Source organism: Gordonia sp. NPDC057258 (genome assembly GCF_042668985.1).
Taxonomy (GTDB): Bacteria; Actinomycetota; Actinomycetes; order Mycobacteriales; family Mycobacteriaceae; genus Gordonia; species Gordonia hongkongensis.
This window is the reverse complement of record NZ_JBHUXZ010000005.1, coordinates 1-21,152: the sequence shown is the minus strand read 5'-3', so window position 1 is coordinate 21,152 and position 21,152 is coordinate 1. Positions and strand designations below refer to the sequence as shown.

Genomic DNA, 21,152 nt, shown 5'->3' with positions numbered 1-21,152 from the left:
GAACCGGCCGTGACGCGCGCCCGAACTGGCTAATGTGACGTGCAACACATCACTTCGGCCAGTCGAGGACTGTCATGACCGCTGCAGAGACCATCACCTTCCCCCATCAGACCGGTGTCGCAGTGGCGACGCTGCCCGCCGCGTTCCAGCAGACGGTCACCGTACGGCCCGACGCCGTCGCCATCCGTACGGTCGGTGGGCTGCAGGAGATCACGTGGACGGAGTACGCCGCGCGCGTCGAAGCCATCGCCGGCGGGCTCGCGGCCCTGGGGGTCAAGCGCGGCGACACCGTCGGGATCATGCTGACGAACCGCCCCGAGTTCCACCTCGTCGACGCCGCGGCGCTGCACCTCGGCGCGGTTCCGTTCTCGATCTACAACACGAGTTCGCCCCAACAGATCGAGTACCTCTTCGGTAACGCGGAGAACTCCGTCGTCGTCACCGAGCAGGTGTTTCTGCCCGCGATCACCGCCGCGGCGACCGGGGTGTCCACCACGATCGTCGTCGACGGCGTCGCGACGGGCGCGCTGTCGCTGGCCGATCTCGAACAGTCCCCGCCGCCGGCCGGATTCGACTTCACCGCGGCATGGCAGGCGGTGGAACCCGAGGACCTCGCGACCCTGATCTACACCTCGGGCACCACCGGCCCGCCGAAGGGCGTCGAGATCACCCATCGCAACATCGTCGCCGAGATGACGGCGCTCGCCGAGATCGTTCAGGCGGGCTTCGACGACCGTGCCATCTCGTATCTGCCCGCAGCGCACATCGCCGACCGGGTCTCCTCCCACGCCGCGAACATGATGCGCGGCATCCAGATCACCACGGTGCCCGATCCCCGGGAGATCGCCGCGGCCCTTCCCGACGTGCACCCGACGTTCTTCTTCGGGGTGCCGCGGGTGTGGCAGAAGATCCGAGCGGGGATCGAGGCGAAGTTGGCCGAGGAGTCCAGCCCGGTCAAGAAGGCGCTCGCGGACTGGGCGTTCCGCGCCGGGGCCTCGGCGGCGCAGGCCCAGATCGACGGCAAGGGCTCCGGCGGTCTCTCACACGGTCTCGCCGATCGCCTGGTGCTGCGCAAGGTCCGCTCCGCACTGGGCCTCGACCAAGTCTCCTTCGCCGGATCGGGTGCGGCCGCGATCCCACCGGAGGTGCTGAAGTTCTTCCTGGGACTCGGTATCCCGGTTCTCGAGGTCTGGGGGATGTCGGAGACCACCGGCGTCTCGACGATGACGACCAGCGACAACCTCCGGATCGGAACCGTCGGCAAACCGGTCCGCGGCATGGAGGTGCGACTGGCCGACGACGGAGAGCTCCTCGTCCGCGGACCGGTCGTGATGCGCGGCTACCGCAAACAGCCCGACAAGACGGCCGAGACGATCGATGCCGACGGCTGGCTGTCGACCGGTGACATCGCGACGATCGACGGTGACGGCAACGTGACCATCGTCGACCGCAAGAAGGAACTGATGATCAACGAGTCCGGGAAGAACATGTCGCCCACCAACATCGAGAACGCGATGAAGGCGGCGTCGTCGCTGATCGGTCAGGTCGCGGCGATCGGCGACGGCCGGCCCTATGTGTCCGCGCTCGTGGTTCTCGACCCGGATGCGGCGGCCGCGCGAGCCAAGCGACTCGACCTGTCCGGTGCCGACCTGACCGAGTTGTCCTCGCACCCCGACGTGGTGGACGAGGTGGCGGTGGCAATCCGTGCCGGAAATCGGTCACTGTCCCGCGTGGAGCAGGTCAAACGATTTACCATCGTGCCGACCGCCTGGGATCCCGGCGGCGACGAGCTCACCCCCACGATGAAGTTGCGCCGCAAGCCGATTGCGACCAAGTACGCCAGTGAGATCGGCGAACTGTACGAGGCGCAACCGGGACGTTCGGTGGTGGATCTGAGGTCGTGACCGGGGCCCGCTGCCAGACGGTCACATCGACGGCACGAGACAGGGAGAAGGAATTGGACGACCAAGCAGGTGTCGACCAGACGGCTGACCGCGAACTCGGACCCATCGACTACATCGTTGTCGAGTGGACGGGCAAGCAGCCGACCGGTGAGGCACTTCCACATCTCATCGATCTGATCGACCGCGGAATCGTGCGACTGATCGACATCGTCTTCATCACCAAGGACGCCGACGGTACGGTCGCCCGGCTCGAGATCAACTCGCTCGGCGCTGATTTCGCGATCTTCGACGGCGCGGCGACCTCCCTGCTCGACGACTCCGACCTCGCGGAGGCGGCCACGGTGATCGATCCGGGGTCGAGCGCGGCCGTCCTCGTCTGGGAGAACGCATGGGCTGCTCCGTTCGCCACGGCCGTCCGAAAGGGTGGCGGACAGCTCGTCGCTTCGGGCCGGATACCGGTGAACGCACTGCTCGCCCAACTCGATGCGGCCGACGAGGCGGCGCCGGCCGCTCCGACCGCGTAGCGCACTGCGACCACCGACCTGAAACCCCGAAAGGACAGACCATGCCAGGACTTCTCCGCGGCGTCGCCCGCACCGCCGTCATCTCCGGCACCGCGACGGCGGTGAGCAACCGGGTGTCCCGACGCCAGGCGAGCCGATGGGCCCAGCAGGGTGCCGCTCCCCAGGACCCACGGGCACAACAACAGTACGCACAACCCCAGTACGCCCCGCCGCCTCAGCAGCAGGCGCCCGCATCGACCCCGACGGACACCATCTCGGCGCTGAAGGAGCTCGGAGCCCTGTACCAGCAGGGCATCCTCACCGAGGCCGAGTTCGCCGCACAGAAGGCGAAGATCCTCGGGACCTGACCCCTCCGCTCCCTGATCCGAAAGAAGCACAGACCCAACTGGTCCCTGAGGTGCGAGGAGCGTTAGCGACGAGCCACGAAGGGCCGGGTGAGACACGTATGGAGTCCTTCGAGGCTCGCTTCGCTCGCACCTCAGTAGCTGCACCTGGCGGCCGTCGTGGACTGGAACGAACTCGTTGTGCTCGGAGCGGGCCCAATTACTGCTCCTTGAGGAGGCCGGAGCTTGCGGAGGCCGTCACGAAGGGTCTTGGTGAGATGCGTCGTCAAACCCTTCGTGGCTCGTCGCTTGCGCTCCTCGCACCTCAGGGAGCAATGGTTGTGTCGTCCTTTCGGATCAGCGAGCAGAAGGAGGCTCGCTTCGCTCGCACCTCAGGGAGTGAAACGCACTCACGACTCGTGCGGGAGTGCCTCCGCGTCGTCGATCTGCGCGAGGGCGTCCGTGCGCGACATGTCCTTCAGTGCGACACCGGATCGTCCGAGTTTCCGGGCGCCGTCGATGAGCGCGGCAGTCGTCCGCGCGGCGACGTCGTAGTGCAGACCGTCGGGCGGGTGGATGTTCGAGATGCAGTTCCGGTCGGAGTCGGCGCGTCCCGGCCGGGGGAGGTGGGTGAGATAGACGCCCAGGCTGTCGGCGACCGAGAGGCCGGGACGCTCGCCGATGATCACGATGAGCGTGCTGACGCCGAGCGCCTCGCCGATGTGATCACCGAGGGCGACGCGGGCCTCGGTCGCGATGACCGGCGGCGCGATCGAGTACCGGCCGTCGAATTGACGTAACAGTGCCGCGACCAAGCCGCCGCCGTGATCGGTGAGGGCGCGAGGTGACAGTCCGTCGGCCAGCACGATCCCGATCTCGGCGTCGGCGTGCGGGAGCTGCGAGAGATCTTCGGGTAGCCGGCCGAGGTCGGGTCGGCGCAGGTACTCGCTGCGCGTTGCCGCGCGACTCCGGACCACGATCGGGGGATCGAGGTCGAGTTCGCCGATCGCGCGCGTGAGATCCTCGACGTCGAGCGGCTCGTGGACGGCGTCGCGGGCGACTGCGTGGGCGGACTGGAACTCGAGGACCCGTTGCGACGGAAGCGAATTGCCCGCGCGTCCGAGTCCGATCCGGGCCTGTGTGCTCCGGCGCAGCTCGGTCCAGGGGTCGGGGGTCGATCGGTCATCCGCGGGTGCGGGCTGGCTCGGCGTCATCGCCCGGACGCCAGTGGCAGGAGTGGGGATTCGCCCGGATCGACCGGCAGGATGCGACCGGCGCCGTCGGTCATGCCGAGTCGCGCCAGCCAGGATTCGAACTCCGGCGCGGGCCGCAGTCCGAGTGCCTCACGGACATAGAGGGCGTCGTGAAACGACAGGCTCTGATAACCGAGCATCACGTCGTCCGCCCCGGGCACGGCGATGACGAACGCGGCGCCGGCGACGCCGAGCAGGGTGAGCAGCGTGTCCATGTCGTCCTGGTCGGCCTCGGCGTGATTGGTGTAGCAGACGTCGACACCCATCGGGAGCCCGAGCAGCTTGCCGCAGAAGTGATCTTCGAGTCCCGCGCGGATGATCTGTTTCCCGTCGTAGAGATATTCGGGTCCGATGAAGCCGACGACGGTGTTGATCAACAACGGTTTCAGCATCCGCGCCACCGCGTAGGCCCGCGTCTCCAGGGTCTGCTGGTCGACCGGCTTGCCGCCGGTGCCGAGATGCGCACCGGCCGAGAGCGCCGATCCCTGACCGGTCTCCAGGTACATCACGTTGTCGCCGACGGTTCCGCGGCGCAGCGACCGTCCCGCCTCGTCGGCCTCGCGCAAGATGTCCAGGGTCACGCCGAACCCCTTGTTGGCGCCCTCGGTGCCCGCGATGGACTGGAACACGAGATCGACCGGCACCCCCTGCTCGATGAGGTCGACCGTGGTCGTCACGTGCGACAGCACGCACGACTGCATCGGGATCTCGAAACGCTGCCGGATGTCATCGAGCATGTGGAGCAGGTCGGCGGTCGCCCGCGGCGAGTCCGACGCCGGGTTGATCCCGATGACCGCGTCGCCGCAGCCCATGAGCAGGCCGTCGAGGGTCGCCGCGGCGATTCCGCGTGGGTCGTCGGTGGGGTGGTTGGGCTGTAGGCGCGTCGCGATCCGGCCGGGCAGTCCGATGGTCGTGCGAAAGGCGGACGTCACCCTGGTCGCCGCCGCCACCAGGATCAGGTCCTGGTTCCTCATGATCTTCGACGCGGCGGCCACCATCTCGGGGGTCAGTCCGGGGCCGACGCGGGCGAGTCGTTCACCGGCATCGGATCGGGTGGCGATCTCCAGCAGCCAGTCCCGGAACCCGCCGACGGTCAGGTCGGCGATCTCGGCGAACGCGGTCCGGTCATGAGTGTCGACGATCAGTCGGGTCACCTCGTCGGACTCGTAAGGCACCAGCGGCTCGTCGAGAAATCGGCTCAGTGGCACATCGGCGAGTTGCCATGCGGCCGCGGCACGTTCGGCGTCGGAGTCGGCGGCGCAACCGGCCAGTTCATCGCCGGATCGGCGTGGGGTGGCCTTCGCCATGAGTTCGACGAGGCCGTCGAACCCATAGGTGGTGCCGGCGATCGTCTGTGTGTACTTCATCGCATCGACCGGCCGGGGAGGAGCTGAGTGCGCGTCATGATCCCCCGAAGTCTAAGTTCGGACCCGACCGGGCGCATGCCGAACGCGGGCGTCTCCTCGCACCGTCGGGGCCGAGATCGGTGCGTTCCTCACCGCCGCGAACTCACGGCGGTGAGGTCGCGTGTCACTGTGCCGCGTCGGCAGAGGACTCGAGCGTGAAACCGATCTTCAGCGTGACCTGGAAGTGCGCGATCTGACCTTCCTCGATGTGGCCGCGGGTCTCGGTGACCTCGAACCAATCGAGATGCTTGACGGTCTGCGAGGCACGAGCGATCGCGTTACGAATGGCGTCGTCGGTGCCGGTCGATGACGATCCGACCACTTCGATGACTCGATACACATTGTCCGACAAGGTAATCGCTCCAATCGTGAGAACATCTGGGCATAGTCCGCGGTGGGTCCGCCGCCCGGGCGGGCCGCCACTCCTGTCTACCCTACGATCGAGGGGTGAAACGCGGTTCGGAAATGCGGGACGTCCCCGAGAGATGCCCGTGCACGTCCGGCTTGTCGCTCGACGACTGTTGCGGTCCCGTTCTCGCCGGTGAGCGGGCCGCGCCGACCGCAGAGACGTTGATGCGTTCGCGTTTCACCGCTTTCGCGCTCGGCGATCGGAATCACCTGCTCGCGAGCTGGCATCCCGACACCCGCCCCGCCGCACTCGATCTGGACGAGTCGATGCGTTGGTACCGCCTCGACATCGAGTCGAGTAGTGGCGGTTCACTGTTCGAGGTCGAGGGAGAGGTCACGTTCACGGCCCACTATCGGCGAGGTGCGGAGCGTGGATCGCTGCACGAGCGCAGTCGCTTCCTCCGAGCGAACGGCCGCTGGCTGTACGTCGACGGGATCGTGGGGTGAGCCGAGATCAGGCGTCGGCGTAGTCCCAGAACTGGAGCCACGTCACGTTGGCGAACACCGTCAGACACAGGAGGTAGAGGAGCAGGACCGTACCCGCTCCCGCGATGTTGCTGCGCCAGTTGCCCCCGTCTACCGGATCGAGCCACCGCCGGAACGGGCGTGAGGCCCATGGCATCAGCCACCACTGCATGAGCGAGACGCTGACCACCTGGCTCAGCCACAATGCCAGCCACGGCTCCGCACCGAGACGATCGAGTGTCGGGCCGAGGAACCTGGAGAGGGTCATCACGGTCGGGTACAGGACCAGCAGCACCATCATCGCCGACTTCCAATTCGGTGTCTGAAGAATCCGGCCGCGATCGGTGCGCACCGTGGTGCCGAAGGCCGTCGTGCTGGCCATCGTCTCGAAGTCATGGGTCAGGCTCGAACGCAGCCCGGCGAGCGCTTCGCTGCGTCGGCTCGACGAGACCCAGGCCGCCAGCTGGCGGTCCGTGCGGAACCGCAACACCGACAGCGATGTCTCCTGTTGCGCATCGACGAACAGCGCGGTGCCCTCGTAACCACCGAACTGGCTCGCTGCGTCGGTCAGAACGTGTTGTGCCGCAATGAATTCGGGCACCGCGCCGGCGACGATGTCGTGCCGGAACGCGCCGACACCAGGCGGCGGCGACTGACCGTCGACGAGCTCGAGAACGGGCGTCGCCGGTAGCCAGCCGCGCGCTCGTCCGGCATCGAGCGCCGCGCGGTGACCCGTGCTGTCGAGCCACCGGTCGAGGGCGTCCTCGTCGACGAAGGTGGTGGCGACCGCCGGATCGAAATGTCCGTCGGTCACCGCCGAGATCGCGACACCCAGACAGCCGTCGGAGTCGGTGGCCGACGCGGCGAGCGTCGCGGCCCACTCCGCGAAATCGCCGGTGTCGCCGGCGTGGAAGACCGACACCGCGATGATCGCGGTGCCTGTGGCGTCGTGGGTGGTGACGATCGTCGTGTCCTCGGGTCGCCGATTCATGGGCTGCCGGTCAGACGGTGACCCGACGCCCCTGGACGTAGACCTCGGCGATGGACGACTCGCGCAGGCCCATCAGCAGGCCGAACAGGGTCTGGTCGCGGGCGAGATCGGCATCGTCGGACCGGACGGCGTTCTCCAGCGTCGACTTCAGGGCGTCCACGGGTTCGATGACCAGGAAGTCGGCTTCCTTGCCCTCATCGAAGTTGCCGAAACGGTTCTCCATGTCGAGCGCCCGGGCCCCGCCGACGGTCCCGATGAACAGCATTTCGGCCGGGTGCATCGACACCCCGGCGTCTCCGGGCTCGGTGATGTGCTGTTTGAAGGCATCTCCGAGTACGCGCGGGACGAGCCATTCGTCGCCGCCGCCGAAATCGGTTCCGGCGGAGATGTTTACACCCGCCGCCACGGTGCGCTTCCACGGCATCGTGCCGGATCCGAGGAACAACTGCGACACCGGACAATGCGAGATAGAGGTACCGGTCTCGGCCATGCGCGCGAGTTCGGCGTCCTGGCAGTGCACGCAGTGCGCGAGGATGGTCCGCGGACCGAGCAGGCTCTTGCCGCCGACCTGCGATCCGGGCAGGAACTTCCCGTCATAGGTGTCGAGGTAGGAGTCGACCTGGTAGACCTCCTTGGTGGTGTCCACCTCTCCGGTGCCGGGACGGTTGTTCTCGTTGAGGTGGCTGTGGACGTAGACGCCCTGCTCGCGGTATTCGTCGTACAGGTCGCCGAGGTTCTTCAGCGTCTCGGTGGTCACCGACAGCGAGAACCGCGGCACGATCGCGACGTGCAGCAACGCGGTCCGGTAGTCGCCGGTGTCGGCGGCATGCCACTTGTCGATCTCGGCCCGGGTGAGGCGGATGGCCTCCTCCTCCGAGGTCAGCAGCGGCTTGGCGGTGTCACCGCCGACGGTCTGGATGCCGCGGCCGGCCACGATACGCAGCCCGGCCTTCTGGGTCTCGGTGAACAGGGAATCCTGGGCGTGGGGGAAGGCGGAACCGAACACCATCATCGCCGTCGTACCCGCGGCGACCCGTCGCCTGGTGAACTCGACCGCAGCGGCCTGGGCGAATTCGGGGTCGGCGAACTTGGATTCGGACGGGAAGATGCACAGATTGAGCCATTCGAGCAGTTGCCCGCCGCCGTAGGAGTCGCCGGCGTAGGTCTGCGGGAAGTGGATGTGGGTGTCGACGAAGCCCGGGATGAGATACCCGCTCGGGTGCTCGTGCGCCTCCGCGCTCGCGAATTCGGAAGGGAGCTCGGATCTCTCGCCGGCGAACTTGATCGTGCCGTCGTCGCCTACCACCAGAGCTCCGTCGGGTATCGATACCAGCGCGTCCACCGCCTCGGTGATCGCGGGACTGCCGGCGAGATGGAAGATGTGCCCGTAGTGGACGGTGTCGGTCATCGGTGCTCCTCGGGCATCGGGGTCACAAACTCGGATCGTCATCGGAGGTCCACCCGGGTGCCTGTGATCGTCCTCGGATCTCGGACGCGGTCGGCGACCAGTATCACCCGCCTCCCGTCGCACGCGCGCGCCAACCGTCGAAGTCGCCGTCTGATCGTTTCCATGTGTCGCGCGGACCGGTCGGTGCGGGCTCTCAGCTACCGGTGCGGACCGCGATCCATTCGACGAGCGGGACCGTCGCCCGCCAGTCCCGCCGCACCCGATCGACGAGTTCCGCGGAATGGATGATCTGGTCGAATCCGTAGTCCCGCCCCACCGACAGCGATCGGTGGCGAAGTAGTTCGATCCGCGGGTGAGCGACGTCGTACCCGCGAGGTGCGGTCTTCAGCCGGTCCCCGGCGATCTCCCAGCCGTCCCCCGTGAGCCGCCGGAGCAGGCTCTCGAGCTCGGGTCCGCTGCGGTCGTGGTCGATGGACTTCCGAATCTCGGCGAGCCGGGCCGGGGTGGCCTCGTAGAAGCCCGCGCCGACGCGAACACCCGGTGCGCCGATCTGCACGTAGTACCCGGTGGCCGGGGCCACGGCGACGAACGCGCCCTGATGGGTCTTGTACGGCGCTCTGTCCTTCGAGAACCGGACATCGCGGTGCGGTCGGAAGATCTTGGCCGGGCCGAACTCGTCGGCCAGCGCGTCGGTCAGGGCGCGCATGGGTTCGGCTACCGCGGCACGGTAGGTGTCCTTGTGGGCCTCCCAGAACACCTTGGAGTTGTCGATCTCCAGATCGTCGTAGAAGTCGAGGGCGGACTCCGGAAACCCGGTGAAGTCTGTCATCGTCACCCCGGCAACCCGCGACCGAATCCGACGACACCGCCGTCGGAGCGCCAGTCCAGTGAATGCACCCGGATGCGGCCCATCTCGTTGCCGCCCACCGTGACCGCGGTGTCGCCGTCGACTGCGACGACAATGTTGGTGTGCCGGCCGAATCCGGAGGACCGGTCGTAGAGCACGACGTCGCCCACCCGGGGCGGTTGATCGCCTACGGCGTCGAACCGGCCCGCGGCCTCGTAGTACTCCTGCAGCGTGTACACGCCGGGGATGCGCCAGTGACCGGAGTGGGGGTTGACCAACGGACTGCCCGCCGCCTGCATGATCCAGCTCACGAAGTTCGCGCACCACGGTTCGTCGACGCCCTCGGAGTAGAACGTCCCGGGACGCTGAGCGGTGTGTTCGTGTCGCACCGCCTCGACGACGCGGCGCTGGGCCGGCGTGAGTTCCGCGGCGTCGACCTGCGGGAACTCGGCGGTGTCCCAGGGCAACCACCGTTCGGGTACGGCCCGCCACGCGACGAGACCGACGCCCGCGACGACGATCACGACCAGCGCCGCGGCGATCACCGTCCGCCGACCACGTCGACGCACCGGGCGCATGCCCGCACCGTCTGCGGGTCGGTCGGCAGTCGTGTCGGCGCTCACCTCGACGAGTCTAGGCATCGGCGCCGTGGCCGCGCCTCGTTCCTCGTCCCCGCCGGCGTTCGCCCGGCGCCTCGCCCGCGCGGGCGACATGCGCGCTTGGCACAATGGGCGCCGGTCGGGGGGCCAAGGCGATTCAAGGAGCGAACGCGGTGGACGAGTCAGATCACGAGCCGATCCTGCGTGCCGGGGACACGTGCCGGGAGATCGCGACCGCCGACCGCGTCGCATGCATCGTCGACGCGGCGGACTACTTCCTGCACGCCAAGTCGGCGTTGCTGCAGGCCCGGCGCCGCATCGTCCTCATCGGTTGGGACGTGGACACCCGGATCCGGCTCGATCCGCGGACCGCCGACGACGAGGTCCCCGACGTGCTCGGTGACTTCCTGCGGTGGCTCATCGACAACCGTCCGGAACTGGAGATCTACGTCCTGCGCTGGAGCACCGGCGCGTTCACCGGCATCCTGCGCGGAGTCGCGCCGCCCTTCGTCCAGGATCTGCTCACCGGCCGTCGTCTGCACTACCGGATCGACGCCGCCCACCCCGTCTCCGCCGCGCATCATCAGAAGATCGCGGTGATCGACGACCAGTTCGCGTTCTGTGGCGGCATCGACATGACGGTGAACCGGTGGGACACTTCGGAACATCTGTCGCACAACGAGTTCCGCCGGGATCCCGATGACCGGCCGCATGGGCCCTGGCACGACGTCACGGTCGCCCTCGACGCCGACGCCGCGCGCGTGGTCGCGTCCGTCGCGCTCGACCGGTGGGAGGCCGCCACCGGGGAGAGCCTCAAACCCCTCGTCGACACCGACGGCCCCGACATCTGGCCGACGGATCTCGACGTCACGTTCACCGACTGCGACGTCGCGGTGGCCCGGACGATTCCGCAGTACGACGACCGGCCCCAGGTCGAGGAGATCCGGCGCCTGTACCACGCGGCCTTCGCCGCGGCCCGCCGAACCATCTACATCGAGAGCCAGTACCTGGCGGCGCGCGAGGTCGCGGACGCCCTGGCGGAACGGCTCGCCGAGCCCGAGGGTCCCGAGATCGTCCTGGTGCTGCCGAGGCATGCGGACAGTCCGGTGGAACGGCTCGCCATGGACGGTGCGCGGCACAAGCTCCTGCAACTCCTGTGGCGCGCCGACAAGTACGACAGATTCCGCGCCTTCTACCCCGTGACCGCCGAGGGGGACCCGATCTACGTGCACGCCAAGGTGCTCATCGTCGACGACGTCCTCCTGCGCATCGGATCCTCGAACCTCAACAACCGGTCGCTCGGATTCGACAGCGAGTGTGACGTCGCCATCGAGGCCGATCCGAACGACCCTGCCGACGGCGACCTGCGCGAGACGATCCTGTCCATGCGCACGCGGTTGTTGTCCGAGCATCTGGGTGTCGACCACGAGGTGTTCGACGATGCTGTGGCACAGGAGAACTCACTCGTCGGGGCGGTCGATCGGCTGACCGGCCCGGGCCGGACACTCGAGGCATTCGATCACGAGACGATCGACGGCGAGGAGTCTGTCATCGCGGAGAACGAACTCGTGGACCCGGAGGACGCGCGGATCGGCACGATCGACCGCATCTACCGCGCGGTGATCCGTCGAGGCACGCGGAACCTGCTGCGGCGCTGACGTCACACCCGCGTGCGGGCCGCCTCGATGGCGGGGGCGATGACCTCGGCGAGGTCGGATGCGACGTCGCGATCGCCCTCCGGGGGCATCGCGATATAACTCAGCGCCATCCTGGTGATCGCGCGCGAGATCCGCACGACGTCGGACTCCGGCATCGACAGCCACTCGGACTCGCGGAAGGCCTCGGCCAGCCGGTCGGCGGCCGTGGTGATGATCGGTGCCGCATCGGTGGTGATCAGCTTCATCAGATCGGGTTTGGCCTCGCCGGACAGCAGCGAGGCGATCAGCGGGTCGGTGGCGACTCCGGCGAAGAATTCACCGAAACCCTTGTGTAGGGCCTCGGTGACGTCGCCGACCGAATTCGCCAGTGAGTCCGCGACATGGCCGGCGAAACGGCCCGCCAACCGCACCGCGTAGCCCTGCGCGAGGCCGTACCGGGAACCGAACTCGTTGTAGACGGTCTGGCGGCTGACCCCCGTCGCGGCGGCGACATCGGACATGCGCACCGCCGCCCAGTCCCGGTCCAGCAGCAGGTCGTGCAGTCCGTCGAGCAGCGAGTTGTGCAGCAGGGCTTTGCTGTCCTGCGCATAGTTGCGAGTCGTCATCCGTGCGCACCGACCGGCTGGAGAGAGGACTCGATCTCGGCGCGGAGGGTGCGCCCGGAAGCTCCTCGTCCGATGCAGACAGCGCCGACGAGTCGATCGTCCGCGAAAGCCCGCACGACAGAGCAGGAGTCGTCCAGGTCGACCTCCACACGATCTCCCGATGTCGGCCACCCGACGATCTGGATGTTGGTCGTGTACTGCATCGTCCAGGCCAGTGGCACACGCGGTACCGCAGTGCTGATGCCGGTGTCCAGCCCGAGGTCGGCGGCGATCGTCATGGCGACCAGTCTGCCGTGCTCGGTCGCGGTGAGCCACTGCTCGGCACGCATCGGTGCGCCCGTCAACGGATGGGGCCGCGCCGCGACGTCGCCGGCCGCGTAGACGCCGGGGACCCCGGTTCGCAGCGAATCGTCGACGACGATCCCGGCCGCATCGACGGGAATCCCTGCGCTGCGCGGCAATTCGAGATCAGGCTCCATTCCGATCGCGCTGATCACCGTTCCGGCCAAGGTCCGCCCGTCCGCCAACGTCACGGACTCGGCGGTGATCGTGGTGGGCACCACGCCGGTGAGAATCTGCACCCCGCGTTCCCGGTGCAGGGTCGCCACCGCCTCGGCCACCGTTGCCGGAACGACCCGTGACAACAGCGACGTCTCGCGCTCGATGACGGTGACGTGCGAACCGTCTCCGGTCGACGCCACGGATGCGGCGATCTCCAATCCGATCAGTCCGCCGCCGAGAACGATCACCGGCCCGTCCTGGATCGCGTGCCGGAGCTCCGCCGCGTCGTGCCGGGTGCGCAGGGCGAGCGGGGACGACGTCGTGCCGGGGAGTCGCCGGGCACGCCCTCCGGTGGCCAGGACCAGCGCGTCGTAATCCACTTGGGAGGAGTCGGCGAGACAGACCCGCCGCGACGAGGTGTCGACGTCGGCGACGCGCGTCGAGGTCACGATCTCGATGCCCCGATCCGACCAGTACCCGGGCGGACGGAGCGTGATCTTGGCGTCCGTCAGGTCGCCGTCGACGAGGTTCTTGCTCAGCGCCGTTCGACGGTAGGGGAGTTGTGGCTCCTTCCCGAACACGGTTATTGTGCCGTCGAAACCGTTGGAACGCAGCGACTCCGCAGCCGTGATGCCGGCGACGCCGGTGCCGACGATCACCACCGAACCGCCCCGGGTGGTGCCGGCGCTCACGGACGGGCCACCTCGACCATCTCGAAATCGGCCTTGGCCGCACCGCAGTCCGGGCAGCTCCAGTCGTCGGGGATGTCAGCCCAGCGGGTGCCCGGCTCGATGCCGTCCTCCGGCCAGCCGAGCTCTTCGTCGTACTCGAAACCGCAGACCTCGCAACGGAAGAGCTTGAAGTTCATCGCACAGAGTTCCCTTCGCTGATTTCATCCGGCCCCCTCGCTTCGCTCCCGGCGCCGCTGGGGTCATTCGGCCCGCTCGCTTCGCTCCCGGCGCCGCTGGGGTCATTCGGCCCGCTCGCTTCGCTCCCGGCGCCGAGGAAGTCGATCTTCTCCCGCACGCCGCAGTCGGGGCACGGCCAGTCGTCGGGAATGGTGGCCCAGGGGGTGCCGGCCGGGAATCCCTCCCGGGGAGCTCCGGCGGTCTCGTCGTAGACGTAATCGCAGACCGGACAACGGAATGTGCTCATCGCGGCGACACCCCGTGCTCGGCCAGGACGCGTTCGCGGCGGTGCGGTGCGATGTTGATCCGTTCGACGTCTCCGTCGTAGTGGTCGAGCACCCTCTTGTCCATCACCCGCCGCCAGATCGGCGGGAAGTAGGCGAGCGTGATCATGCTCGCGTATCCGCTCGGCAGGTTGGGCGCGCCGTCGAAGCTGCGCAGCGTCTGGTACCTCCGGGTGGGGTTCGCATGGTGATCGCTGTGGCGCTGGAGGTGGTACAGGAAGATGTTGGTGCAGATGTGGTCGGAGTTCCAGCTGTGCTCGGGCGTGCACCGCTCGTAGCGGCCGGTCCGCGTCTTCTGGCGGAGTAGACCGTAGTGCTCGAGGTAGTTCACGGTCTCCAGCAGTGAGAAACCGCAGACGGCCTGGATCACGAGGAAGGGGAGGATCTCCCAGCCGAAGATCGCGGTGAGCGCCCCCCACAGCACGATCGACATCGCCCATGCGTTGAGGACGTCGTTGCTCGGATGCCAGAAGGGCTTGCCCGCCCGCTCGAGGCGTTTGCGTTCGAGTTCGACGGAGGACGTGAGGCTTCCCCAGACGCTACGGGGGAGGAAGCGCCAGAACGACTCTCCGAAACGGGAGCTGGCCGGATCTTCGGGCGTCGCGACCCGCACGTGGTGCCCACGGTTGTGCTCGATGTAGAAGTGACCGTAAAACGTCTGGGCGAGAGTGATCTTCGACAACCAGCGTTCCAGATCGTCCTTCTTGTGCCCCAGTTCGTGAGCGGTGTTGATTCCGATCCCGCCCATCGCTCCGATCGACAGCGCCAGCCCGATCTTCGACGCGAGCCCGAGCCCGCCGTCGATGCCGAGCCAACTGAGGTCGTCGGCCGTCCACAGGTAGCAGGCCATCACGAGACTCGCGAGCTGGAACGGGATGTACACGTACGTGCAGTAGCGGTAGTACTTGTCGTTCTCCAGCTGCTCCATCAGCTCTTCGGGCGGATTCGATCCGTCGGGCCCGAAGAACACGTCGAGGATCGGGAGCAGGACGTAGACGAGTAGCGGCCCGATCCACCACCACACCGGCGACACGACGTCGAAACCGTGGCCGATCGCATTGAAGCCGGCGACGAGACCCATTGCGAGAAAGATCGACGTCGGTGGGATCAGGCCGAGCAGCCAGAGATGGCGTTTGCGGTCCTTCCACTCGGCGGCGGAGTCGTCCGCGGTGAACGGGGTCGGTGCGGTACTCATACGCGCTCCTGTCTGCACGGGCTGTGATGTACAGCACTGGACATTAACCGAGACAATGTCCGTTGTCTAGACATTTACGTCGATTTGTAAATCGGCATCGGTGTGGCGCGTATGACGAGGACTGTGCGGCAGGAAGGTCGCTCGCCGACGCGTGCGGCAGTTCTTGCGTTCTGGAGTTCGGCGCGGTTTCGCGCAGGCCCGCCGTGGTCAACGAACCGCGCGGCGAGGCTCTTGCAGGTGCGACTGCCGCCGTCGTGGTGCTCGATCGAGGTCTGTTCAGTGATCAACGTCGACGTCGGGTTCGGCTGCCCGGAACCCGCTCCCGCTCGAATGGCCGAGTGGGAGCGGGTCGGTCGTATTCCGCTGTGGAGTTGTCAAAGTACGGATGCGGTCCCGGGTATGGCCCGGGTGCGGAGGGTGCTACGCGAAAGTGGTTGTCGGACGGCCGGTCAGGCGGCGTCGTCGAGGCGCATGGTGCGGCGGTTGTAGGCGGGTAGTGGTCGGCGGTGCGGGTCGATCGAGGTGGGTGGGACGAGCCAGGGGTGCCGGTCAAATCCCATGACGATGTCCCAGCCGTGGTGGTGGACCTGGGTGTGGCAGCGCTGGCAGAGCAGACACCCGTTGTCGAGGTCGGTGGGTCCGCCGTCGGCCCAATGGGTGACGTGGTGGACCTGGGTATGTGGCGGTGGCGCACCGCATTTGATGTAGCAGGCGTCGCGGACGATCATTGCTTTGCGCAGGTGCGCCGGGAACAAGCGGTGGGTGTGGCCCATCTGTAGCGGTACGCCCTCAGCGTCGAGTCGCCCCTGCTCCCCGAGGTGCGAGCGAAGCGAGCCTCGAGGGGTCAGCGAGCCGTCGCACGACACCTGTTTGGCGGTCGCTTGGCTGACCGATCCGGTCCACGGCAGCGTTGCGAGGTCTCCGGTCGCGGGGATGGTCAGCATTAGTTGGGTGCGTGGGCTTCCGACGGTGTCGAGGGTGGCGCCGACCGCTGCTTGGTCGAGGATCAGTTCGAAGGCGTCGGCTCGGCGTTGCTCTGCGGTTCGTCGATCTTCGGCGCCGTCGGGTTCGGGCAGCGGACAGGACCGCTCGTCGATCATCGCCAGGAACTTCTCACCGACGACCTGGGTGAGGTCGGCGCGCACCTCGACACGGCCGTCGTCGGTGGTGTGCGCGTTGACCGAGTTCAAGCTTGCATCGTCCGACGCTGGGATTCCGGCGTCAGAGGCGTCGGCGAGAGCGTTGCCGATGGCGTGAGCATGCTTGAGCACTTTGAATCACCCTAGGTTTTGTGCCGCCTCCAATGTGGGCTGGTCCTCGGGTCCGAGGCCAGCGTAGTGGAGCGTTTCGAACTCGGTCGGGGGAATCTGGCCGATACTCGAGTGCAACCTGCTGTTGTTGTACCAGTCGACCCAACCAGCGGTCGCGAACTCGACGTCGGAGATCGTCCGGTACGGGCCGGAGTGGAAGATCGTGGTCCGGATGCACTCGGTCTTGTACAAGCCGTTCACCGACTCGGCCAGCGCGTTGTCGTAGGCGTCCCCGACCGATCCGATCGACGCTGCGATGTCTTCCAGTCGCAGACGCTCAGTCAGTGTAACTGATGTGTACTGACTGCCGGCATCCGAATGATGAATCAGCTCAGCAGCTTTCACCGGATGCCCTTCCCGATTGCGCTGCCACAGTGCCATCCGAAGCGGGACCGTGACCAACTCCACCGTCTTCGAAGTCGACGCATGCCACGCCACGATTCGACGGGAGAACACGTCGATGATGAACACCACGTACACCCACCCAGCCCAGGTCCGGCAGTAGGTGAAATCGGTCACCCAGACCCGGTTCGGTTCGGCAGCACTGAACTGTCGGTTCAGCAGATCCTCCGCGCGCACACCATCAGCGGAGCGGACGGTAGTGCGGACTCCCTTGGACCTTCGAATCCCATTGTGGCCTAGTGTCTTCATCGCTCGATCAACAGCACCATACGACACCCCCGGCAGCATTGTGCGGTGCAGATGGGCGCGCATCTTCACCCGCCCGTAGAGGCCCTCCGGAGTCATCTTCCGCCGGCCGTCGTCACCGGTACGCCAGACCACGGTGCGCACCGCATCGACGACGTGGGCATCGGAGACCGTCCGTGCGGCAGGCGTGCGTGATCGCCATGCCCGGTAGGTTCGTGCGGCAATCTGGCAGCCCTGCTCACGCATGACCCGGCAGATCGACTCGACCGCAAAACCGTTGGCACGCATCTGATCTATGAACGCCACGATCATCGGTTGCGGGGGTCGAGTTCCCCCGCGAAGAAAGTCGTCGCTGCTTTCAGAATGGCAACGTCCTCTCGCAGCTGCTTGTTCTCCGCCTTGAGGCGCTTGATCTCGGCGGACTCCTTCGAGGTGGTCCCGGAGCGGGCGCCGGCATCGACTTGGGCCTGCACGGCCCAGCGGCGTACCGTCTCCCCGCCGACACCGACTTGCTTGGCGATCGCTTCGGCAGCGGCAGTCAACGACGTGTACTCGCCGCCGTGGGCCTCCAGCAGCCGCAAGGCCCTCGAACGGACCTCTGGGTCGATTTTCTTAGGCATGTGCTCATCCTTCCTGACTCAGAAGGAAGCGGCATCAAACCTGGGGTGATTCACTTCAGTCGGCGTAGCACCCGAGAGCGCTTGGGCGATGAGTTCGACCTCATACCGGGAGCGCTCACCCTCGGAAAGTTCTTCACCACAACGCTTGTCGATCTCGTTCATGCCGCGGACGATGGCATCGACAATCTCGCTGGACAGCCGCCCATCGGCGGCATGACGCGCCAAAGCGGGCAGGTTGGGCAGGGCGTCGACACTGCGCATGGTGCGAAGAGCAGCGGCCGGCGCATGGCCTGACTCGATCAGCAGTTTCTTGGTAGTGCTGCCGGCCTTCTGTGCGACCCCGAGGGCGTCGAGTTGCGCTGCGTGCGTGGCGATCTGATGGTCAGCAAGGTTGCGGATCAGACGCCACGTGTCGAGGGAGTCGAATGTTGCTCTGCCGGTTGGGTCGTCGGCGGGCGGGGTGGTCTCGATGAGCTGATCGAGGAGAGTGACGAGCTCTGGCATGACTCCACAGTACAGGAACATGTGTGGCTCTTCTGACGTCGAAGTGGGTTCCTTTTCGCGAGCCTAACGCACGCAACGCCCAGTCTCGCTTAGGTTTTGATTTGCGAAGAACAAGACCAAAGGAGTGGGCGTTGCGCACTGTCAGAGTACTGCAGAAGTTGCTCGGAATCGAGCGTGCCCGTGTTGTGGGTGTCAGGTTCGATGAGGATGACCGCGGGCAGATGGTGGTCGTGTCGCTGGAACTGCACAAGAACGCACGATCACGGTGCCCGCAATGTAAGAAGCGCTGCCCTGGTTACGATCAACCTGCGGCGCCGCAACGGTGGCGACATCTCGACATGGGCGGTTGGCGGTGCTTCCTCGAGTTGCCCGCCAAGCGTGTGCAGTGTCCTCGCCATGATGTGAAGACTGAGTTGGTTCCGTGGGCACGTCCGGAAGCGAAGATGACCAGGGCGTTCGACGACACCGTCGCATGGCTGTGCGCGCACGCCCCGATGACCGCGGTCAGTGCCTATCTGCGGGTCTCCTGGCGGACGGTATCTCGTATCGTCGAGCGCGTGGTCGACGACCATGTCGGACTCACTAAACGCTTGAACGGGTTGCGGCGCATCGGTATCGATGAGATCGCCTATCGCAAGGGCCGCCGGTACCTGGTTGTCGTGGTCAATCATGACACAGGTCAGTTGGTATGGGCGGGTGAGGGCGCCAAAAAGGAGACGATCGAGCGGTTCTTTGATGAACTGGGTGATGTGCGCGCACGCAGGATCACCCATATCAGCGCTGATGGCGCCGAGTACATCGGTGCGGTCCTCGCCGAGCAGGCGCCGGGGGCGTACTGGTGTATGGACCCATTTCATGTGCTGCAGTGGGTCAATCAGGCGCTGGACCGGTGCCGGTCTCGGGTGATGAGTCGGATAGCCGGCTTGTCGAAGGTGGAACGTGGCCGGTTGAGGTGGGCGTTGTTGAAGAATCCTGACAGCCTCACCGAGAACCAGGAGCGGTTGCAGTCCATCGTGGTCAGCGATGCCAACAGTGTGCTGGCCCGTGCGTATCAGATGAAAGAAGAGATACGGCACATACTTTCAGGTGCCTACTTGTCATGTTGGGCGCCGTTGCGGCGGTGGTTGAAGAAGGCGGAGGCTTGTGACATACCAGAGATTCGCACCCTGGCGCCGAGTATCCGTAAACGTGAGGTCCAGATCTTTAACGCGGTCGAGTGTCAGATGAGCAATGCGCGAGTCGAAGCAACGAACTGCCATCTGCGGTCATTGACAAAGCGGTCGTACGGATTTCACACTCCCGACGCTTTGATCGCGATGGCGAACCTCACCAGGGGTGGCGCATGCCCAGAACTTCCACATCGAATCTGACCGAAAACCGCCCACTTTCAGATCAGGAGATCCACATGCGTTCGATTTCGAGAGAATTCCACAACCCGAGAACCGTGAATTTCTCTACTGTGCAGCATATTTCGTTCACTGTGCGTCTGATGGCGTTGACTGTGCGCATCTCGTGTCAGTGGCTGCTGGTTCAAGTCACTCCAGTTTTCGAATACGCCCGAATCGGGTGTGCATTTTTGCTGGTGGAGCAGTCTCGACGTCCCAGGCGGCGACCGGGCTGACGTGGCCAGCGTGCGGAAGGTAACGGCGATATGTGTTGGGGGCGGGAGGGTATCGTCCGGCCCAGCGCTCATTGATTTCAGATGCCGCTGAGTATGCGGGAATGGCTGTCGCCGAGACACTGACTGGGTCGTCGAAACGGTCGCCTCGATGGTGCGGGCATACGTAGGACCGGCGGAGCCGTCGTGCCGCCTACCCGGGCCCAAGGTCGGCAGGGGTTCGAGGCGGAACAGCTGTGTCACCGTGACGTCGCCTACTGCATCTTCTAGCGGTGGCGACGCCCCTGTTCAGGTATCGATGTGGGCGCGTTGGCTGTTGAGGGTGTATCCCTCGGGTGTGGCCGGTCGGCGGTTCTCGGCCTGGTGCGATGAGGCACTCTTGTGGCGCCCCGTGGGTGGGTGCGCGGCGGGGCTACGACCCGGTGTTCTCCGGTCGCGGTGACCCGCCGGGTCCTTGGTGGTGAGACAGGTATCCGGCGGTCTCCGTCCGATCCGATGCCGGAGGTCGCCGAGTTCGGGTCGGTTGAAGTCGATAGACGTCGGGCCGATGTCCAGTCGTCCGGGCAACCCCGTCTCGGGGTGCGCCGAACTCGGTTCGCGGAGGGGTCTTTTCGGCGACGAGTCGTCGGCGGGAGCACGTGGGGTCGAGAGAGCCGCACCGACCTCCACCTGTGCGCGCGGCGAACTCGTTGATGGAACGAGCCGTGACGTACATCGATCAACCCATCATCGGGCCCCGGCCGGTCAGGTTCGGCGGGTCATCGAGGGGCTCGGCGACGTGAGAACTCATTGGGTCTGCGGGGGTGTCAGATGGTCTGTGTAAGTCCAGTGCTCATCAGTGAGAGGACAATCTATGAGCATGGCGTTAGACGACAAGCAGCACGACGACGGTCAGCAGCTGCCTGAGTTGGCTGAGCCGCGTTCGACCGCGGAGGTGGCCGAGGCGCTGGAGGCCTCGGGCATGGTCGATGAGTTGTTGGCCCAGATCGATACCGGCCAGGTCCAGATCACCGGCGACGGCGGCCTGATCCCGGGTCTGATCAAACTCGCCCTCGAACGCGGCCTGAAGGCCGAGCTGACCGATCACCTCGGCTATGCCAAGGGCGATCCGGCCGGTCGGCAACTGCCCAACGCCCGCAACGGGTCGAGCCCGAAAACGGTGGACTCCGCGGC

The 21,152-nt window shown here is 66.3% G+C and carries 19 protein-coding genes, 3 pseudogenes and 1 other annotated feature; of the genes and pseudogenes, 7 read left to right on the top strand and 15 right to left on the bottom strand.

The genetic code is table 11. From position 1 onward, the window contains the following. Positions 1 to 74: 74 nt before the first annotated feature. Genes ACFUEJ_RS05510 through ACFUEJ_RS05500 form a run of 3 tightly spaced genes read left to right on the top strand, consistent with a single transcriptional unit; the run spans position 75 to position 2,775 of the window. Entirely contained in the window at positions 75 to 1,904 is a 1,830-nt protein-coding gene (locus tag ACFUEJ_RS05510) for a long-chain fatty acid--CoA ligase (protein WP_165629930.1), read from the top strand. Positions 1,905 to 1,957: 53 nt separating this feature from the next. Further along, positions 1,958 to 2,428, top strand: coding sequence for a DUF6325 family protein (locus ACFUEJ_RS05505; protein WP_065632357.1), 471 nt, complete (start codon positions 1,958 to 1,960; stop codon positions 2,426 to 2,428). Positions 2,429 to 2,469: 41 nt separating this feature from the next. Further along, entirely contained in the window at positions 2,470 to 2,775 is a 306-nt protein-coding gene (locus ACFUEJ_RS05500; protein ID WP_165629931.1) for an SHOCT domain-containing protein, read from the top strand. Positions 2,776 to 3,161: 386 nt separating this feature from the next. On the opposite strand, the gene eutC is transcribed toward ACFUEJ_RS05500, so the two are convergent. The 3 genes from eutC to ACFUEJ_RS05485 all read right to left on the bottom strand — a co-directional run bounded on the left by eutC (position 3,162) and on the right by ACFUEJ_RS05485 (position 5,762). Beyond that, the gene (gene eutC, locus ACFUEJ_RS05495; protein WP_137808514.1) at positions 3,162 to 3,965 is read right to left on the bottom strand and encodes an ethanolamine ammonia-lyase subunit EutC; all 804 of its coding nucleotides are present in this window, start codon (positions 3,963 to 3,965) and stop codon (positions 3,162 to 3,164) included. Then, complete coding sequence (locus ACFUEJ_RS05490) at positions 3,962 to 5,371, bottom strand: ethanolamine ammonia-lyase subunit EutB (protein ID WP_065632360.1); 1,410 nt, start codon at positions 5,369 to 5,371, stop codon at positions 3,962 to 3,964. Before ACFUEJ_RS05490 ends, eutC begins: the two co-directional genes overlap by 4 nt. 163 nt (positions 5,372 to 5,534) lie before the next feature. Continuing rightward, positions 5,535 to 5,762, bottom strand: a complete 228-nt coding sequence (locus ACFUEJ_RS05485) for a dodecin (protein ID WP_065632361.1) — start codon at positions 5,760 to 5,762, stop codon at positions 5,535 to 5,537. 113 nt (positions 5,763 to 5,875) lie between these two features. Here ACFUEJ_RS05485 and ACFUEJ_RS05480 point away from each other — a divergent pair, with 113 nt between their 5' ends. Beyond that, positions 5,876 to 6,265, top strand: a complete 390-nt coding sequence (locus tag ACFUEJ_RS05480) for a YchJ family protein (RefSeq protein WP_165630821.1) — start codon at positions 5,876 to 5,878, stop codon at positions 6,263 to 6,265. A gap of 7 nt (positions 6,266 to 6,272) precedes the next feature. Here ACFUEJ_RS05480 and ACFUEJ_RS05475 read toward each other — a convergent pair whose 3' ends face one another. The 4 genes from ACFUEJ_RS05475 to ACFUEJ_RS05460 all read right to left on the bottom strand — a co-directional run bounded on the left by ACFUEJ_RS05475 (position 6,273) and on the right by ACFUEJ_RS05460 (position 10,107). Further along, complete coding sequence (locus ACFUEJ_RS05475; RefSeq protein ID WP_165630822.1) at positions 6,273 to 7,205, bottom strand: antibiotic biosynthesis monooxygenase; 933 nt, start codon at positions 7,203 to 7,205, stop codon at positions 6,273 to 6,275. A gap of 79 nt (positions 7,206 to 7,284) precedes the next feature. Further along, the gene (locus ACFUEJ_RS05470; RefSeq protein ID WP_165629932.1) at positions 7,285 to 8,682 is read right to left on the bottom strand and encodes an amidohydrolase family protein; all 1,398 of its coding nucleotides are present in this window, start codon (positions 8,680 to 8,682) and stop codon (positions 7,285 to 7,287) included. Positions 8,683 to 8,875: 193 nt separating this feature from the next. Then, a complete protein-coding gene (locus ACFUEJ_RS05465) occupies positions 8,876 to 9,511 on the bottom strand; it encodes a DUF2461 domain-containing protein (RefSeq protein WP_165629933.1) in 636 nt (211 codons plus the stop codon). A gap of 2 nt (positions 9,512 to 9,513) precedes the next feature. Beyond that, a complete protein-coding gene (locus ACFUEJ_RS05460) occupies positions 9,514 to 10,107 on the bottom strand; it encodes a CHAP domain-containing protein (protein WP_165630823.1) in 594 nt (197 codons plus the stop codon). A 149-nt stretch (positions 10,108 to 10,256) separates the two neighbouring features. Between ACFUEJ_RS05460 and ACFUEJ_RS05455 the strand changes: the two genes are divergently transcribed. Continuing rightward, complete coding sequence (locus tag ACFUEJ_RS05455; RefSeq protein WP_388027978.1) at positions 10,257 to 11,786, top strand: phospholipase D-like domain-containing protein; 1,530 nt, start codon at positions 10,257 to 10,259, stop codon at positions 11,784 to 11,786. 2 nt (positions 11,787 to 11,788) lie between these two features. On the opposite strand, the gene ACFUEJ_RS05450 is transcribed toward ACFUEJ_RS05455, so the two are convergent. The 8 genes and pseudogenes from ACFUEJ_RS05450 to ACFUEJ_RS05415 form a co-directional block, all read right to left on the bottom strand. Then, positions 11,789 to 12,391, bottom strand: coding sequence for a TetR family transcriptional regulator (locus tag ACFUEJ_RS05450; protein WP_165629935.1), 603 nt, complete (start codon positions 12,389 to 12,391; stop codon positions 11,789 to 11,791). Continuing rightward, positions 12,388 to 13,584, bottom strand: coding sequence for an NAD(P)/FAD-dependent oxidoreductase (locus ACFUEJ_RS05445; RefSeq protein WP_165629936.1), 1,197 nt, complete (start codon positions 13,582 to 13,584; stop codon positions 12,388 to 12,390). Before ACFUEJ_RS05445 ends, ACFUEJ_RS05450 begins: the two co-directional genes overlap by 4 nt. Continuing rightward, positions 13,581 to 13,760: a rubredoxin gene (locus ACFUEJ_RS05440; protein WP_058251790.1), complete on the bottom strand. Its 180-nt coding sequence runs from the start codon at positions 13,758 to 13,760 to the stop codon at positions 13,581 to 13,583. The genes ACFUEJ_RS05445 and ACFUEJ_RS05440 overlap by 4 nt, the downstream gene beginning before the upstream one ends. Positions 13,761 to 13,876: 116 nt before the next feature. After that, positions 13,877 to 14,047 (bottom strand): annotated as a pseudogene (locus ACFUEJ_RS05435) (rubredoxin); the annotation flags it as partial. Continuing rightward, positions 14,044 to 15,279 (bottom strand): alkane 1-monooxygenase, encoded by a 1,236-nt coding sequence (locus ACFUEJ_RS05430; protein ID WP_165629937.1) that lies wholly within the window; start codon positions 15,277 to 15,279, stop codon positions 14,044 to 14,046. The pseudogene ACFUEJ_RS05435 and the gene ACFUEJ_RS05430, both read right to left, overlap by 4 nt. A gap of 449 nt (positions 15,280 to 15,728) precedes the next feature. Beyond that, positions 15,729 to 16,553, bottom strand: a pseudogene (locus tag ACFUEJ_RS05425) (HNH endonuclease); the annotation flags it as partial. A gap of 3 nt (positions 16,554 to 16,556) precedes the next feature. Further along, positions 16,557 to 17,857, bottom strand: a protein-coding gene (locus tag ACFUEJ_RS05420; RefSeq protein WP_165629938.1) for an IS3 family transposase whose coding sequence is annotated in 2 segments (ribosomal slippage) — positions 16,557 to 17,584 and positions 17,584 to 17,857 — 1,302 coding nt in all. Because the reading frame shifts where the segments join, the coding sequence is not laid out codon by codon here. Next, positions 17,454 to 17,585 (bottom strand) — a sequence feature (AL1L pseudoknot). It overlaps the preceding gene by 132 nt. A gap of 51 nt (positions 17,858 to 17,908) precedes the next feature. Beyond that, a pseudogene (locus ACFUEJ_RS05415) lies at positions 17,909 to 18,382 on the bottom strand (HNH endonuclease); the annotation flags it as partial. 110 nt (positions 18,383 to 18,492) lie between these two features. Between ACFUEJ_RS05415 and ACFUEJ_RS05410 the strand changes: the two are divergent. Together ACFUEJ_RS05410 and ACFUEJ_RS05405 are read left to right on the top strand one after the other, a co-directional pair. Further along, positions 18,493 to 19,731, top strand: coding sequence for an ISL3 family transposase (locus ACFUEJ_RS05410; RefSeq protein ID WP_165629939.1), 1,239 nt, complete (start codon positions 18,493 to 18,495; stop codon positions 19,729 to 19,731). 1,101 nt (positions 19,732 to 20,832) lie between these two features. Then, a partial coding sequence (locus ACFUEJ_RS05405; protein WP_388027971.1) for a transposase occupies positions 20,833 to 21,152 on the top strand: 320 nt, incomplete at its 3' end.